Raw genomic sequence first — 14,026 nt, forward strand, 5'->3', positions numbered from 1 at the left:
ACGTTCTAAATTTTGGACGGGGTTAAAAATATAGTTGTTTTATTTTTGATATAAGATACTTCACTATACTAAAAAATACAACTATAAAATCGTTTATAAATCTAAGTTTTATTCAACAATAGTCCCTAATTCTATAAGAATAATAAATGCTAGTTATTAAACTTTTTGCTCTCGATACGACTCAAATAGTTCTATTAATTGTGGGACGGAATCATCATTCAACTGATACACTACATCCTCTACTTCAAAACGTCCTGTATTTGCCTCAGTGTAGTACCATAAATCAATAACTTTTGAATAACCGCCCTCGAATGTTAATTCAAGTACAAATAACGGACCCTCAGATGTAATCTTTCCTGTTGATTCCGTTGCATTTTGTAATGTATCTTTAACCTTTTGAATATCGGAAACATTCTCAATTACAATTTCTCTGTCAAATATTGCTTCACTATTATCAGCATAAGAAATTAGACCATTTCCTGTTACGCTAATTTTATGAATTTCATCAGATAACTCAAATGCTTTTAAAGTGGTTTTGTCGCCTTCACTACATCCAACAAGAAAAAGTAATCCTAAGAGAAGCCAAAACTTTTTCAATCTGCATGCTCCTCTCTAACACATATATTTATTTGCTGTCTCCTCGTAGCTTCACCAAAGTCTTATTTGGGAACGTTTTATTGAATTTGGCTTTATAAATTTTAAGTTCATTTCAAAAATTTAGATTTATTTTTGTGTATAGACTCTGTCGATTTAATGGATAATAGTTACTTGACAACAGCTGTAATAACAAATTCCTCGCTTGCTCATAAGATTTATATTTCTGAAAGAAATGATTATAGTTTGCTATCTGGTCTTCAAGAAATTCATATTGATTATAGTATTCAAAGAAAGACTTATATAGCATGTCAATTTGTCCTTGTGGGATTTGATTTGTCTTATCACCTAAAACATAACTTAATGTTCCAGCTATATTCACACAGTAATAACGAAAATCTTCATAGAAATCAACCTCATAGGGCTCAAACTCGTCAGATAAATTTAAAAATTCTGTTCGAAAATCTGCACATATTTTATTAATATCGCTAGTAGGAAATGGCTTTTTTAATTTGCTTTCAATTTCTGTTAGTTGTTTTAAATTATCGTTCATATTTTCTCCCTTATGCGTGTGTCTTTTATCTATTTTATCAAATTTGTTTAGTAAAATACCACAAACCGTCCCAAAGCGTCGTTTTGAGATATTCTTTGCTTACCGTTGTGAATCCGTATAAATCAGGTTAGACCCCTTATTCAACAATATGGCCCTTTAATGAAAACGAGCGCTGATCCTTATTACAGAATCGCGCCCGTTTGTTGAAGATAAAATGCACCCAAAGCGTGGCTGAAGTGACCAAAGTTATATTAGGGAACATAACAATCATTAGTAGCCAAAATAACCCCCTCATTCAATTGAATAAGGGGTTATAGTGCAAGAAACCCCAACTCTTTTTTATAAGTTTTATTTTTTCTACTGTACTAAACTATCTAAATCCGGCTGCAATTTGTTCCGTAAAACATACAGCATGCTAGCACCCACAAGGAATGAAACGGCATCTGCAATGACAAGCGACCAGATTACGCCGTGGAATCCGTACATATGATTGGCGATAAACAACATAGGAATTAGTGTAACTCCTTGAATAATTGACATAATAAACGCAGCAGTTCCTTGTGCCGTTGCTTGAAATATACCCGTAAACAACGTGGTCATGCCGGTAATAAACAAGGATAAGAACGTTACATGCAAAATGTAACTGCCCATTTCAATTAAATGTGGATCATTCGTAAATAAACCAATTAAGTTATCAGATATCAGATAAACGATAACGCCGAATACGAAGGCTAACGCCACAATCGTTTTAATTGTAAATCCGATTGTATGCTTCATGCGCATTTTATTCGCTGTAAACGAAAAGGCGATCAGTGGCACTACGCCCTCACATAAGCCCATTAGGATAAACTCAGGAAATTGCAATAAACGTGATGAGATCCCGTAAGCAGCTACTGCCTGATCCCCATATTCTATAAGAAAGTGGTTTAAGATGAGCGACATTGCACCCAAAAAGATACTCATAATAAAGATGGGAATACCGATTTTAATGACATTACTCAGAATCTCTTTAGTAGCCTTAAACCATTTTGCTGACACGGTTAAGAATTGGCTTTTATATCTGATATGCAAAGCGTAAAATGCACTGGCAACAACGTTCGACATTACCGTAGCGATCGCAACCCCAGTTACGCTCCAATGGAAGACGAAAATGAATAGTGCATCTAGAAGAATATTCACGACAACGCTGATCATCATACCAAGCATAGACGTAATTGCTGCACCTTCTGCGCGCACGATATTCTCCAGTGTGAAGAACAATATGACGAATGGTGAGCCTATGATCATAACTGTGACATAGTCCTTTGTGAATTCGAAGGAGTCAGCCGTTGCCCCAAGGCCATTAACGATTTGATCTATCAATGGGAGGCCTACAGCGATCGCGATAAGACCGAGAACTAAGCTACTGTAAAAGGCGAATGAAGACACATGCTTTACATCATCATATTTTTTCTCTCCTAGCAAACGTGAGATGAATGTACCACTTCCCATGCCAATCAAATTTCCTAGCGCCATAATGACCGCGAATAACGGCAAGGTTAATGCGAGTGCAGTTAACATGGCAGTATTATGTAGCATACCAAGGAAGTAGGCATTCAAGATGGAATATATGACACTCATTGATGTGCCTAGCATCATCGGTACAGCAAAGTGAGCTACAGCTTTTGCGACCGGTGCTTTTTCAAAGTAATAGAGATTTTCTGTATCCATGTGGATCACTTCTTTCTTTTAAACATTTATCTAACGGTGTTAGTTTGAATCTTACAGTGTTAGATGTTATCATGAACGTATGAATCTGTAAAGTATAAAACTTACAGTGTTAGATGAAATGGAGGATACCAATGAAAAAACAGCAGCCTCAGATTTCGGAAGATAAAATTTTTGAAGCCTCATGGGAGCTTCTTGGAGAGGAGGGGATCGAGAAACTCAGTATGAGACGATTGGCAGACAGGCTTGGGATTCAGGCGCCCTCATTGTATTGGTACTTCAAGAGCAAACAAAATCTCTACCAGCGTCTAGCCAACCAGGTATCTAAAATAATTTTGGAGGAATTCCACTCTGAAGGGGATTGGAAGGAACAGTTGACTGAGCTTGCCGTAACGGTAAGAAGTGTGCTCAGCCGCTATCCATGCTCTACACAGATTATGATGATGACACTGCCCCACGAACCAGATATCATCCGATTCACCAACCGGATGCTGCTCTGCGTAGACTCAACACCGCTTGAGCAAGAGCAGAAAATACAAGTAGTTACGACACTTGTTAACTATGTCTACTACTTCGTTCTAGACGATTATCAACATCAACGCAGCGTCTCCGCGATCCTTAAGGACAAAGAAATGCCTCCAGGAGAAGAAATGATTCGCCTTCTAGACTCCATGAACGAGTCGGATGCGGGACTGTTCCGGGGGATGTTTAAGAACGGGCTGTTTGAGCTGATGGGTACTGACAGAGCGTTTGAATTTGGGTTGAAGTTGATTTTGCTCGGGGTCGAGCAGGTGATGAAGGAACAGGTGGAGGAAATGTAAAAAAACGCCCATCCAGTGATCGGATGGGATCGCTAGCTATGTTTTATAACCAGTTAGAAGGTCTTCTACAATCTACAGAAGTCCTAACTAAGTACTTCGTAGTTGAAGTAAAAAAAAGCGTCCTTTGGTAACATTAAATGCCATAACCCCGTTCTAAGTTAGGACGGGGTTAAAATATAGTGGTTTGATTTTTGATGTCAGATGCTCTATTCACTGAAAAATATAATAATAAAGTTGTTTAAATCTAGTGGTTCTACCACAATGGCGCCCGTTTGTTGTAGTTCTACCCTTTCTGACTATAAAATCCATAAGCGATAGATCCAAGTAATAACCCAATTCCAGCTCCCATAGCAATTGAAAATCCTTGAGAAATTGGTTCGAAAAATATGCCAAGAATTACACCAATAGCAGAACCAAAAATCATCCCTAGTGGTATTAAACTATTTATTAGATCTTTATTTTTTACACCTAATGTTTCTCCCCTTCATGTAACTGTAATTTTATATCCTCTAACAATCTGGCACGATAGTTGAACACAAGTTAAACAACACTCTTCAACTAACCTGCTCCGTTAGCACAATAAGAAAAAAGAGCTGCCTGCGCAACTCAATGATTTTCAAGTAAAGCACTCCGTTAGTTCAACAACCCGAGGATAAGATATTAAATTTTCCGAGCTGTCATAATAGGTTGATAATAACCTGTATCCTCGGGGAAACGCCACTCAACATCTGTGAAACCAATCACGTTTAACATGTTGTTAATCTCTTCGCGCAACCATGCTCTGTACTCAGTACGATTATGTTTTGTTTTCCATTCACCGTTAATTTCATGCATGATAAATTGATGTACCGTATACGTTTTTCCGTCTTCTGCCCAATCATATACCTGAAAAACAATCCTCTTCCCCTCATCGAGAACATTAGGCTGTGTGATTGTTGGCTTCTCTTTTACCATTGCATCGTAATCTCTTATGGTAACTATAAGCAAGCCATTATGATTAAGTTTTGTATGGATATTTTGAAAAGCTTTATTTAAATCTTCATCTATCATTAGATGTGGAATAGCATTATCCGCCGACAGCACTATATCAAATACCCCCGATACATCCTGATCTAACGTGCGAAAATCTGCCACTCCAAAGTTTATGTGTACCCCATGGCTTACTGCTTCTTTTTCTGCTCTTTTTACAGAAGCAGGACTTATGTCAGTCGCACTTACGTTATACCCGTATTTAGCTAATCCTATTGCTTGTGTACCAATGCCGCACGAACAATCTAAAACTGAAATGTTATGCGCGGAAGAAGTGGTAAACTTCGATCGGATCAATTTATCAAGAACTTCGCCTTGCCGTGAAATTGCTTGATTCCAATCAACAAATATAAGGTGATAATCTTCTGCAAGTTCCTCATAGAACTTTAGAACCGAATCATTCAATTGAAATCCCTCCTATCAAATTAGCTATATAATCCCTTGAACGATTTAAAGAAATTGTACCATTATTCTTCAACTAAACTGCCCCGTTAGCTTAAGTACATTGTTTCACAAACTCACATCAAGATTAACATAAAATCCTATTTTTAATTTAGAAGTGTTATTCAATTAAATGGCCCTTTAACGAAAACAAGCGCTGATCCTTATTACAGAATCGCGCCCGTTTGTGGAATAAGAAAAAATCCTTCTTATCACACAATCTTTCATTTTAAATAGTCGAATTAAAGAGCGTTAAATCCCTGTTGGATTAACGCTCAAGTTAGTTATTATTCTTATGATGAACATAAAAATTCTTATAGTTTATTCTTGAATAAGCTATTGAAATTCTCCTTTTTTTCTTCAATAACTCCCTTTTCATCCTCTTCTTCTTGTTTCCTCTTTAGTTCTTCATCTCTTTTATTCTTCTCTCTTTTTAATTCCAGTTTATATTTCGATTCTTTAATTTGATCTGTAATATAAGTACACCATGTACCTTCATGATCCCACTCAATATCTAAACTACCATTTCCAAACTGTGCTAATTTTATTCTTCCCTTATACCAGTCAATTTTTAGTCCCGGTGATTTGGATAGGCAACACATGGATGCTGGTAGTTTTAATTATATAGGATCGATTCCCTTTTAGAGGTGTCGCGCCTTTTTTTCTTATCATTATTAGGTTGGCATGACCTAATCGTATAAAGCAACTGTAACAAAATACGAATATTCCGTATTGTTATCTTATTCGTTTCAACGATAAGAAAAGAGGCACCATTAAGTGCCTCTTAAACTTACATGATTTTAATTACTGAACCCTCTTTCATATAAACGATAAATCATAACTGTTAATTGCGCTCTGGATGTGGAATTATAAGGGCCGAATCGACCATCACTGTAGCCATTTAGAATCCCTTCTTGTTTCATAGTTTCAATTGCTTCATATGCCCAATGATTGGGGCCTACATCAATAAATGAATTCACTTGATTATTATTAGGATGGCTATATAAACCTGCATTATACATTATTTGTGCCATTTGCGCTCTAGTTACATTAGCTTCGGGATCGAAACGTCCATCGCCAACCCCATTCATTATTTTGTGTTGGGCAACTAAATTAACTACATCACGAGCCCAATGGTTTTGATGTACATCACTAAATGAAATCTTTTCATTTGTTGGCGTCAGCCCTAGAAAATTACTGATAATTTTAGCAGCTTGAGCTCTTGTTACTTGCTTATTCGGCTTAAATGTTCCATCAGGATAGCCAGAAATCCAACCCTTTTCTGCTAAAAACAAAATTTCCTTTTCAGCCCAATGCCCTATTATATCTCGGAATTTTTTATCATCATATTGAGTTAAATTCCATTCGTCTATTACCTTGCCTACTTTATTTCGATAGTATTCGCCACCCAAATGGTTATATCCGGCTTCGGCAATATCGTATAGATATTCTTTGGCTGCTTTCTCCAAACTCCAACCCTGTTTAATTCTTTCTTGATAATTTGATTTTGCAAAACTATATCTTTGATTTAATAGTAAGTTTCCTGCTAAATAATCAACCGCTCCTTTATAAGAATTAAACTTACGATACCAGTTATCTCTTCTTTTACTTTCATCGAATATTTTTCGATCATCTCCATAATCGACTAAAACAGGTACCGGTTCATAATCTTCATCAGGCTGCCCTTTTAGCTGCCAAGCGTTTTTCGGGTTATACCCCCATACTTTTATGCCGAAAAAATTATTTGCATGTACAGCTATTCTTGTTGTTCCATAACCACTTTCAAGAGCTGCCATGCCAATAATGACACTAGCAGGGATTCCCCATTTTTCTTTTGCTTCCATTGCAGGAATAGAAATTTTATTAATAAAACTTTCTTTCATTTGGGTAGATAGATTTGAATAGATAGATAAATAAGCATTACTATTTCTACCTAGCTGTGCATCTTCAAATGGCAAAGGGTTAATTTTTGATGCACTAGGGACCATCACATTTATATTAACAGTTAGTATAAAAATCATAAGAAACGCTACTATTTTCCTTGTATTTTTCAAATATAAGTCTCCCTTCATAGGAATCTAGGACTATAATATCATAGCAGGTTTTCGCATCTAATAGAAGCGAATCTCCTATTTTATCAGCAGTAATTAATAGATATGCTGCCTAGATTTTCATAAGTTCAACTCATTCCCAAACAAAAAGAAACCACCATTCATCCTTTAAGGACAAATGATGGTTTGTATTTATTATTCTAATTGCAACTGCCCTTTCCAAAAAGATAGGTTCTTTAATTACTATTAACATAGGCTAGTAAGATGCTTATTCATACGTCGCTCAGTAAAAGGAAAAAGGAGTCTATCATTATATTGAACAACATTCTTTTATAAAAGATTACCAAACACGCTTAGGATGCTTTTCGTTCACAAGGATTTTTTTTAGCACTACTATAAAAGCGTATTCGAAAAAATCTCGAATACGCTTCATTTAATCTTCCATCGTTTCTAAATAGCCTTGCTGTAAACATGTATCCGTCAAAAACTTCTTAATCCCCGCAGCAAAAGACAATTCAATCATGTTACTCGTAACGGCTAATATTACCCCTTCTCCAAAAATCACATGCTTTACTTTTGAGCCAACGATTAACGCTGACTCGGTTGTAATCGTCCGCTCATTATGGTATTGCTTCTGTGCTTTCCTCGGACTTTTCGGCGCTTTCTTTGGCAATTCCTGCGGAGAGACGATTTGTTTTAACGCCTTCATGAAAATCGATGGCACCACACTTTTTTTAAAGCGCTTATTATACGAAATTAATTCCAAATGGCGAATCGCACGCGTGATACCGACATAAAAAAGTCGCGTTTCTTCTTCGATTTCTTCTTCCGCCTCACTAGGTAAAATCCCCTCAATCAAGTCAATCAAATACACACGGTCAAATTCCAAGCCTTTTGAACTGTGCAATGTTGTCAGTGTAATTGCATTCAAATCATTTTTCATATGAGACGAACGTGCTAAATTTTCAAGCTGCTTCAAACGACCTGCAAATTCGGTCATCGTCGGTGTATGACGAGCAATTAAACCAAGTACATCCACAATATCTAGTAAATTTTCATAATTAAAACCGAGTTTCTCACTCATTTTCATTAAGGTACGCTCATAACCAAAGTCATAACGGATATGCTCTAGCATGGCTGTTGGCGTCGTTTTATCAAATTGAATGCTATCATACGTTTTGCGAATCCGCTTAATATATTCAGGCTGATAATCCTTTAGCTCAACATGCTCTAACAACCGTGTGAATACACAGCCACCCTCCGGCACTTTCTGTAGAGCCTTCAATTGCGTTGGTGTAATATAAGCATTCATTTTTCTGTAAACTTTTTCAAATACCGTTATATTTTTTGTATTGTACGCTAGACGCATGAAATTCATAATATCCTCCACGACCCAATGCGTGAAAAAGCGAATCGTGGAATCTTTCTTATAGAAAGGCAAACCTGCTCTGTCAATCGCGTCCATAAGCGGAATGGCTGACGTATTATTTCGATATAAAATAGCCGTTGAGCCGCGCTTAGACAGATTTTTCAACTGGTCCACTAAATATTTGGCCTGTAAATTGTAATTCTCTAGGATTTTAAACGAGATTGGCTCTGCTGCAGGATTTTCCGTAAACATTTGTTTGTTAAAACGCTTTTTATTTCGCTGAATGAATAAATTGGCTGGCTCTACAATCGTTGCGGACGAACGATAGTTTTGCGTCATAAGTAAAACATGCGCCTCCGGATATATCTTTCGGAAATTCAACAAATAATCTGGCTCTGCACCGCGCCAGCTATAAATGGCCTGATCCTCATCCGCAACGACGCATAAATTTTGATGGACTGCGACAAGCTTCCCGATGATCGCATGTTGAACGGGCGATGTATCCTGACTTTCATCCGTTAAATAATAATCGTAGCGGCGTTGGTATTGCGCTAGCACCTCTCGATTTTTCGTGAAAATATCATTCGCCATTAATAGCATATCGTCAAAATCAATTAACAAACGGTCACTACCTGTGCGTTTATATTCCTCATAACGCTGTAAAATCTCGACTTTTCTTGGCACCTTTACTTCTGCAATTGCCCATTCCTGTTCTGGCAGCATTTTATTTTTGATAAACGTTATGTACGTCAGTAGCTCGTCTAACTGATCTTCGGTAATTTTTGTGCCATTTAATTGTTCAAAAATCTCGCGAAGCACTCGTTTTTTTGAAACAACACCCGGCTTGTCCGATTCTTCAATAATGCCGTAGGAAATGCCCTGGCGTTCAAGTGTCTGCCGCACAACTTGAAAAGCTAAACTATGAATCGTCGAAAAATCAACCGGTGGCAAATGCGGGAAAAACTTCGCAAAACGTGCCTTCATATCACCGGCCGATGCATTACTAAACGTTACAGCCTTTATGCGAGAAGGATTCACACCAAGCGCCTCAATCATATAGCCGATACGCATAATAATCGTCGTCGTTTTTCCTGAACCGGGAGATGCCAATAGTAACAGCGGCCCATTCGTTTGCAACACTGCCTGCGTCTGCACATCATTTAGACGAACGCCAAGTGAACGCTCCTTTTCCTCAAAAAACGCTTTTTGCGCTCCATTCATTTCAATCGCTCCGTTCCAAAAATCTATATTTTATTATACCAAAAGATGCATTTAATTCAGGATGGAATGCTTCATTTATAGAGACTGAAAGGAGTTTTAATATGGGGAGAAAGGTTATCATTAGCAGAAAAGGCTTTGATGGGACAATAGAAGGAAAGCCAAGCCCTATAATAGATGATAAATTTATTTCTTTGCCAATCGTTTCTTTGACGATTACTTTATTAATAATATTTCACCCACCTCTATGTTAAGTGACTACACTTTAATTAAGGAACTCACTTATATTAACTACTTCAACTCACTTTAAAAGATACCTGTTTACTTCACTAAGCTGATTCGGTAGTTGAATAGCAACAATCATTAAGAAAACAGCCATTTTAAAAAAGGCTATGTTAAAGGAGATGGTTGATTTACAACGTTAAGGAATCGGCTGCGTATGCAAGATATTATTCAAAACGTGCGCTAGTTCAATTTCTTTTGAACATAGCTAAAACCTGTTATATATAGCTTCAATCAATTGTGCATAAAAAACTGTATATGGATGAAATAAAGAAAAACACTTAAAACATTGATATAACGATGTTTTTAGTGTTTTATTGTGGGCCCAAACTTTGATTTTGGAACATTATTTTGATTTATTTTGTATACTTTATAAACCTTTATTTGACTAAAGTTCTCGTTAGTTTAAAAGAACAAATATACATTTTAAACAACCCGACAATCACGCCTGATTATTTTAATAAATGGCTGTTTTCGTATAGATTTTGGCTTGTACAACAATGGCTTCTAAGTAAGTTTATGTGTAACGTTAATCAACCCAACCTTCCAAAAACAAAGAAAATCACTACTAAAATAGGCACGAACATCACCCAAGCAATAATTTTTTGAACACTAGGTTGAGGTCCGCTCTTCAAAATCTTAATGCCCAGTGGTATGATCGCTACACATAATCCGAATGTCGCAATAATGGAAAAGGTGGTAGTTCCTTTTAACACACCCAGTGGAAGAGCCGACATTAATGCTAAACAGATCGCTTGAAAAATATTTAACACTTTCGCACGATATGCCCCAATAGCCAAAATGATCCACCCAAGCATAATAGCCCCGTTTAAAGCACTAACAATATGAAATGCACCGTACGATTCGGCTACGATATCTGTTGCTACGGCAACGTTTTTACTATTTACAATTTGAAACGCTAGATGATCAATACCAGCGTGAAATGCTCTTGCAAATAAACCAAAAACCGTAAAAATCCCACCCCATATTGCTATAGCAGGACTATGCCGATAAATGAGGTTTGTTAAAGTGATGATTCCTAAACTCAACAATATATTTCCAGCTAAAAAAAGGCTGTACGAAATAGTCATTAAAATAGTGGAACTCTCAAAAGCCTCAAGTTGATCTGGGAAAAAGAAATTAAACTTGAACCTTAAAATCACTCCTACGAATAAGAAAATAGGTCCAAGTACCATTGATACTCCCCCAACCCATTTTCCAGGAAAAGACAAAGTGGTAGATTGAAGATTATAATCCATACATTCAAAACCTTTCAAGTACGATAATTTGAACATAATAATTATAAATAAATATATATAACTTGCAAAAAACAACCCCCTCATTCAATTGAATGGGGGGATTCTCTAACTTACGTTTGGGAACGTTTATTAAGTTTATTTTGTATACGTTATAAATTCTTGTGGAATTTAAGTACATGTTAATTGAATTAGAAAATTGGAGCTTATTCAACAATCGCGCCCGATTGCTGAAGATCGTAATAAAAGAATACGCCATTATTGAAATCAGTAAGTTAATATAATATCTTTATTCAGTAAATTTTACACATTCCGAATTTAATGCTACAAAGTGAGGCATCCAACAATCAGAACATTCTGTACCGATATCATGGTTACTTAAACAAACTCTATTCATGCCATCACAACCATCGTAACCGCAGCAACCGTTTAATCTTCCTACATTTGAATGATAGTTTGAATTAATTAAATCCTGAATGTTTATAATGATAGAACCTTTTAGCATTGGGAAGAAATTATCATTATCAAGTACTATATAAAAACCTTCAGGAATATAATCTTGACCATCATTTAGATTCAGCAAATTAGAGTCATTTAACTCCGTTACTTGTTTAGAAACTTCTGAATTACAGATTTTACAGACTAGCTTCAATTCAGGGACACTCCTTTGATAGAAAGATATGTTTTACCAAATGGTTTAAGTATATTATTCCATATTTTCACTCTAAAAATATGGATTTTTTTAGGTATTGTTCAATTATATAGCCCTTTAATAAAAAATAGACATCTCTTTATTAAAGTTTAAAGAAATGCGCCCGATTGTTTAATATTAATGCTATGTTAAACCATAATGTTGATTTTCGACTAAAAGAAAAACGTCCAACAAAAGGACGGTTGATTATGATTAAGCTATCGTTCTCCATTTTGCCAGTTTGGAGAAGTCTCGTAAAAAGCGTAATGTTACTCAATTTCGGAATCATCCACTTCAGAGAGAGCGGTAGTACATTTATTTGTATTCAACTCTGCTACCACAGACATGTAAATATCTATAAGATCCTCACTATCCACTTTAAAACCAAACCGTTCATATAGACGTTGAGCAGAGCTTCCTTGCAGGACATTTAATGTCACCCGTTTTCCTATTACATAATCTTGTTTTAGAAGATAATCTAATACCTGACTACCAATACCTTTACCTTGGTAATTGGGATGAATATAAAAATGTTCCACCAGATACCCATCTAATATCGGTTTAAAAGCTACGCAACCAATAAAGGAGGAACCCGCTTTAATGATCCATGTATGAACTGGGTCAAATGCATCACGAAAGCGTTGGCGTACCTTTTCTTCATTAAATCTTCCTAGTCTAGTTAAATCATCACGTAGTACAATTGCCCGTAAATTAGCAATTGTCTCAACATCGGAATTTTGGGATTGGTGAAGGGTAATCTGTTCCATCTAAAATTACAACTCCTTTTTCTTTATTTTCATCATAGGTCACTTATGTACCACGATAGTTGAATTATTCCTTTATTTTACTATGGCTAAATTTTGCTTGTTGTAATTCTTTCTACAATAACCATTTATCCAACCACTAATCCAACCTTTTTCTTTTATTTAAAATGAACAACACAACAATGCCAATGGCTACTGCTACTGTAGCCCAAATATATGGTTGATTTCTATTATATTTACCACTTAAATTAACTTCTTCAATGGGGGGCTGTCCTTCTCCAAGTACCTCCAAATCCTCCTGTAAAGAACTCAACATATTAGTACGATCACAAGTGACTGTTACAAGCGATTTTGCCCCGTACATATTTGATTCATCAGCATAGACCAAATATTCTTTTCCCTTTATAAAATTATATCCACAATCGCCACCACCTTGACCAGTAGTAATGATAATTTGTGATTGTTCAACGCCCTTCCAAGTGTTCGTTACCTCAAAAAGAACTGATTTAGTAGTAGATCCTTTTAAACTTAGTCTCTCTTTTACATCAACAACTTTCCCACTAAATATGGCTTTTGAACGTTCAATTTCATCTTCTACACTTGGTAAATATGCACACGAACAAGCACTTGTAGTCGAAGGAAAAGAGCCTATCATAAAAATACCAATAATAATGAAAGCCAGAAATTTCATTACTTTCTTCAAATAAACCATCTCAACATCCTCACTATCACCCAGTTTTAGTATTATTTATAACACAACCCCGATATTAACATACAAATCTATTTTTATTGGTAATATACTTCCACTAAATGTCCCTTTAATGAAACATTTGTTACCTTGTTCATTCTAAAACAAATCCAAAACGTAAGGGTATATGTATTGTAAAGTCAGAATAAAAAGCACCCAAAGCGTCGTTTTGTAACATTTCATCGAGATTCTATTTATATGTTACTGCGATTCAGCAAATTCCTTAAGAGCTACACTAAGCGAACGTTTAATTGAATATCCTCCATATGATAATGTTTATCTGCTAAATTCCGAAAAAATGTTGTTGAGTAATGGACCCCACCCTCTTTTCAAAATCAGTGTTTACACAAGACCTCTTTCCACGCTACTAAAATTAAAAAAAGCAGCATTTCTCCAAAAAAGGAGAAAGGGACTGACCTAATAACATGAGACAAATAAAAACACCTTTCATTGAATAACGGGTATTTAAACCTGAAATAATCAATGTGGAGGTGTTTTTCTA

General features: G+C 36.0%; 11 protein-coding genes. 1 reads left to right on the top strand and 10 read right to left on the bottom strand.

Going from position 1 to position 14,026, the window contains the following annotated elements:
- Window positions 1-156: 156 nt before the first annotated feature.
- The 3 genes from ACIQ2D_RS10160 to ACIQ2D_RS10170 all read right to left on the bottom strand — a co-directional run bounded on the left by ACIQ2D_RS10160 (window position 157) and on the right by ACIQ2D_RS10170 (window position 2,857).
- A complete protein-coding gene (locus ACIQ2D_RS10160) occupies window positions 157-597 on the bottom strand; it encodes a YhfM domain-containing protein (RefSeq protein ID WP_402863276.1) in 441 nt (146 codons plus the stop codon).
- Window positions 598-709: 112 nt separating this feature from the next.
- Window positions 710-1,147, bottom strand: coding sequence for a YxiJ family protein (locus ACIQ2D_RS10165; RefSeq protein WP_402863279.1), 438 nt, complete (start codon window positions 1,145-1,147; stop codon window positions 710-712).
- 357 nt (window positions 1,148-1,504) lie between these two features.
- Entirely contained in the window at window positions 1,505-2,857 is a 1,353-nt protein-coding gene (locus ACIQ2D_RS10170; protein WP_402863282.1) for an MATE family efflux transporter, read from the bottom strand.
- 131 nt (window positions 2,858-2,988) lie between these two features.
- Between ACIQ2D_RS10170 and ACIQ2D_RS10175 the strand changes: the two genes are divergently transcribed.
- Window positions 2,989-3,675, top strand: a complete 687-nt coding sequence (locus ACIQ2D_RS10175; RefSeq protein WP_402863285.1) for a TetR/AcrR family transcriptional regulator C-terminal domain-containing protein — start codon at window positions 2,989-2,991, stop codon at window positions 3,673-3,675.
- Window positions 3,676-4,335: 660 nt separating this feature from the next.
- On the opposite strand, the gene ACIQ2D_RS10180 is transcribed toward ACIQ2D_RS10175, so the two are convergent.
- The 7 genes from ACIQ2D_RS10180 to ACIQ2D_RS10210 form a co-directional block, all read right to left on the bottom strand.
- A complete protein-coding gene (locus ACIQ2D_RS10180; RefSeq protein WP_402863288.1) occupies window positions 4,336-5,109 on the bottom strand; it encodes a class I SAM-dependent DNA methyltransferase in 774 nt (257 codons plus the stop codon).
- An 836-nt stretch (window positions 5,110-5,945) separates the two neighbouring features.
- Entirely contained in the window at window positions 5,946-7,199 is a 1,254-nt protein-coding gene (locus tag ACIQ2D_RS10185) for an S-layer homology domain-containing protein (protein WP_402863291.1), read from the bottom strand.
- Between the two features lie 430 nt (window positions 7,200-7,629).
- Window positions 7,630-9,786 (bottom strand): ATP-dependent helicase, encoded by a 2,157-nt coding sequence (locus ACIQ2D_RS10190; RefSeq protein WP_402863294.1) that lies wholly within the window; start codon window positions 9,784-9,786, stop codon window positions 7,630-7,632.
- Window positions 9,787-10,598: 812 nt separating this feature from the next.
- Window positions 10,599-11,324, bottom strand: a complete 726-nt coding sequence (locus tag ACIQ2D_RS10195) for a hypothetical protein (RefSeq protein ID WP_402863297.1) — start codon at window positions 11,322-11,324, stop codon at window positions 10,599-10,601.
- Between the two features lie 286 nt (window positions 11,325-11,610).
- Window positions 11,611-11,973, bottom strand: coding sequence for a hypothetical protein (locus tag ACIQ2D_RS10200; RefSeq protein ID WP_402863300.1), 363 nt, complete (start codon window positions 11,971-11,973; stop codon window positions 11,611-11,613).
- Window positions 11,974-12,281: 308 nt separating this feature from the next.
- The gene (locus ACIQ2D_RS10205; protein WP_402863303.1) at window positions 12,282-12,779 is read right to left on the bottom strand and encodes a GNAT family N-acetyltransferase; all 498 of its coding nucleotides are present in this window, start codon (window positions 12,777-12,779) and stop codon (window positions 12,282-12,284) included.
- Window positions 12,780-12,915: 136 nt separating this feature from the next.
- Window positions 12,916-13,488, bottom strand: coding sequence for a hypothetical protein (locus ACIQ2D_RS10210; protein WP_402863306.1), 573 nt, complete (start codon window positions 13,486-13,488; stop codon window positions 12,916-12,918).
- Window positions 13,489-14,026 lie beyond the last annotated feature (538 nt).

The sequence above is a fragment of the Lysinibacillus sp. NPDC097287 genome (genome assembly GCF_044761695.1).
GTDB lineage: Bacteria > Bacillota > Bacilli > Bacillales_A > Planococcaceae > Lysinibacillus.

Bases quoted from the DNA above. Each gene is read 5' to 3' on its own strand.
- ACIQ2D_RS10190 (WP_402863294.1), bottom strand. From the start codon at position 9,786: ATGAATGGAGCGCAAAAAGCGTTTTTTGAGGAAAAGGAGCGTTCACTT.
- ACIQ2D_RS10210 (WP_402863306.1), bottom strand. From the start codon at position 13,488: ATGGTTTATTTGAAGAAAGTAATGAAATTTCTGGCTTTCATTATTATT.
- ACIQ2D_RS10175 (WP_402863285.1), top strand. From the start codon at position 2,989: ATGAAAAAACAGCAGCCTCAGATTTCGGAAGATAAAATTTTTGAAGCC.
- ACIQ2D_RS10170 (WP_402863282.1), bottom strand. From the start codon at position 2,857: ATGGATACAGAAAATCTCTATTACTTTGAAAAAGCACCGGTCGCAAAA.
- ACIQ2D_RS10205 (WP_402863303.1), bottom strand. From the start codon at position 12,779: ATGGAACAGATTACCCTTCACCAATCCCAAAATTCCGATGTTGAGACA.
- ACIQ2D_RS10195 (WP_402863297.1), bottom strand. From the start codon at position 11,324: ATGGATTATAATCTTCAATCTACCACTTTGTCTTTTCCTGGAAAATGG.
- ACIQ2D_RS10165 (WP_402863279.1), bottom strand. From the start codon at position 1,147: ATGAACGATAATTTAAAACAACTAACAGAAATTGAAAGCAAATTAAAA.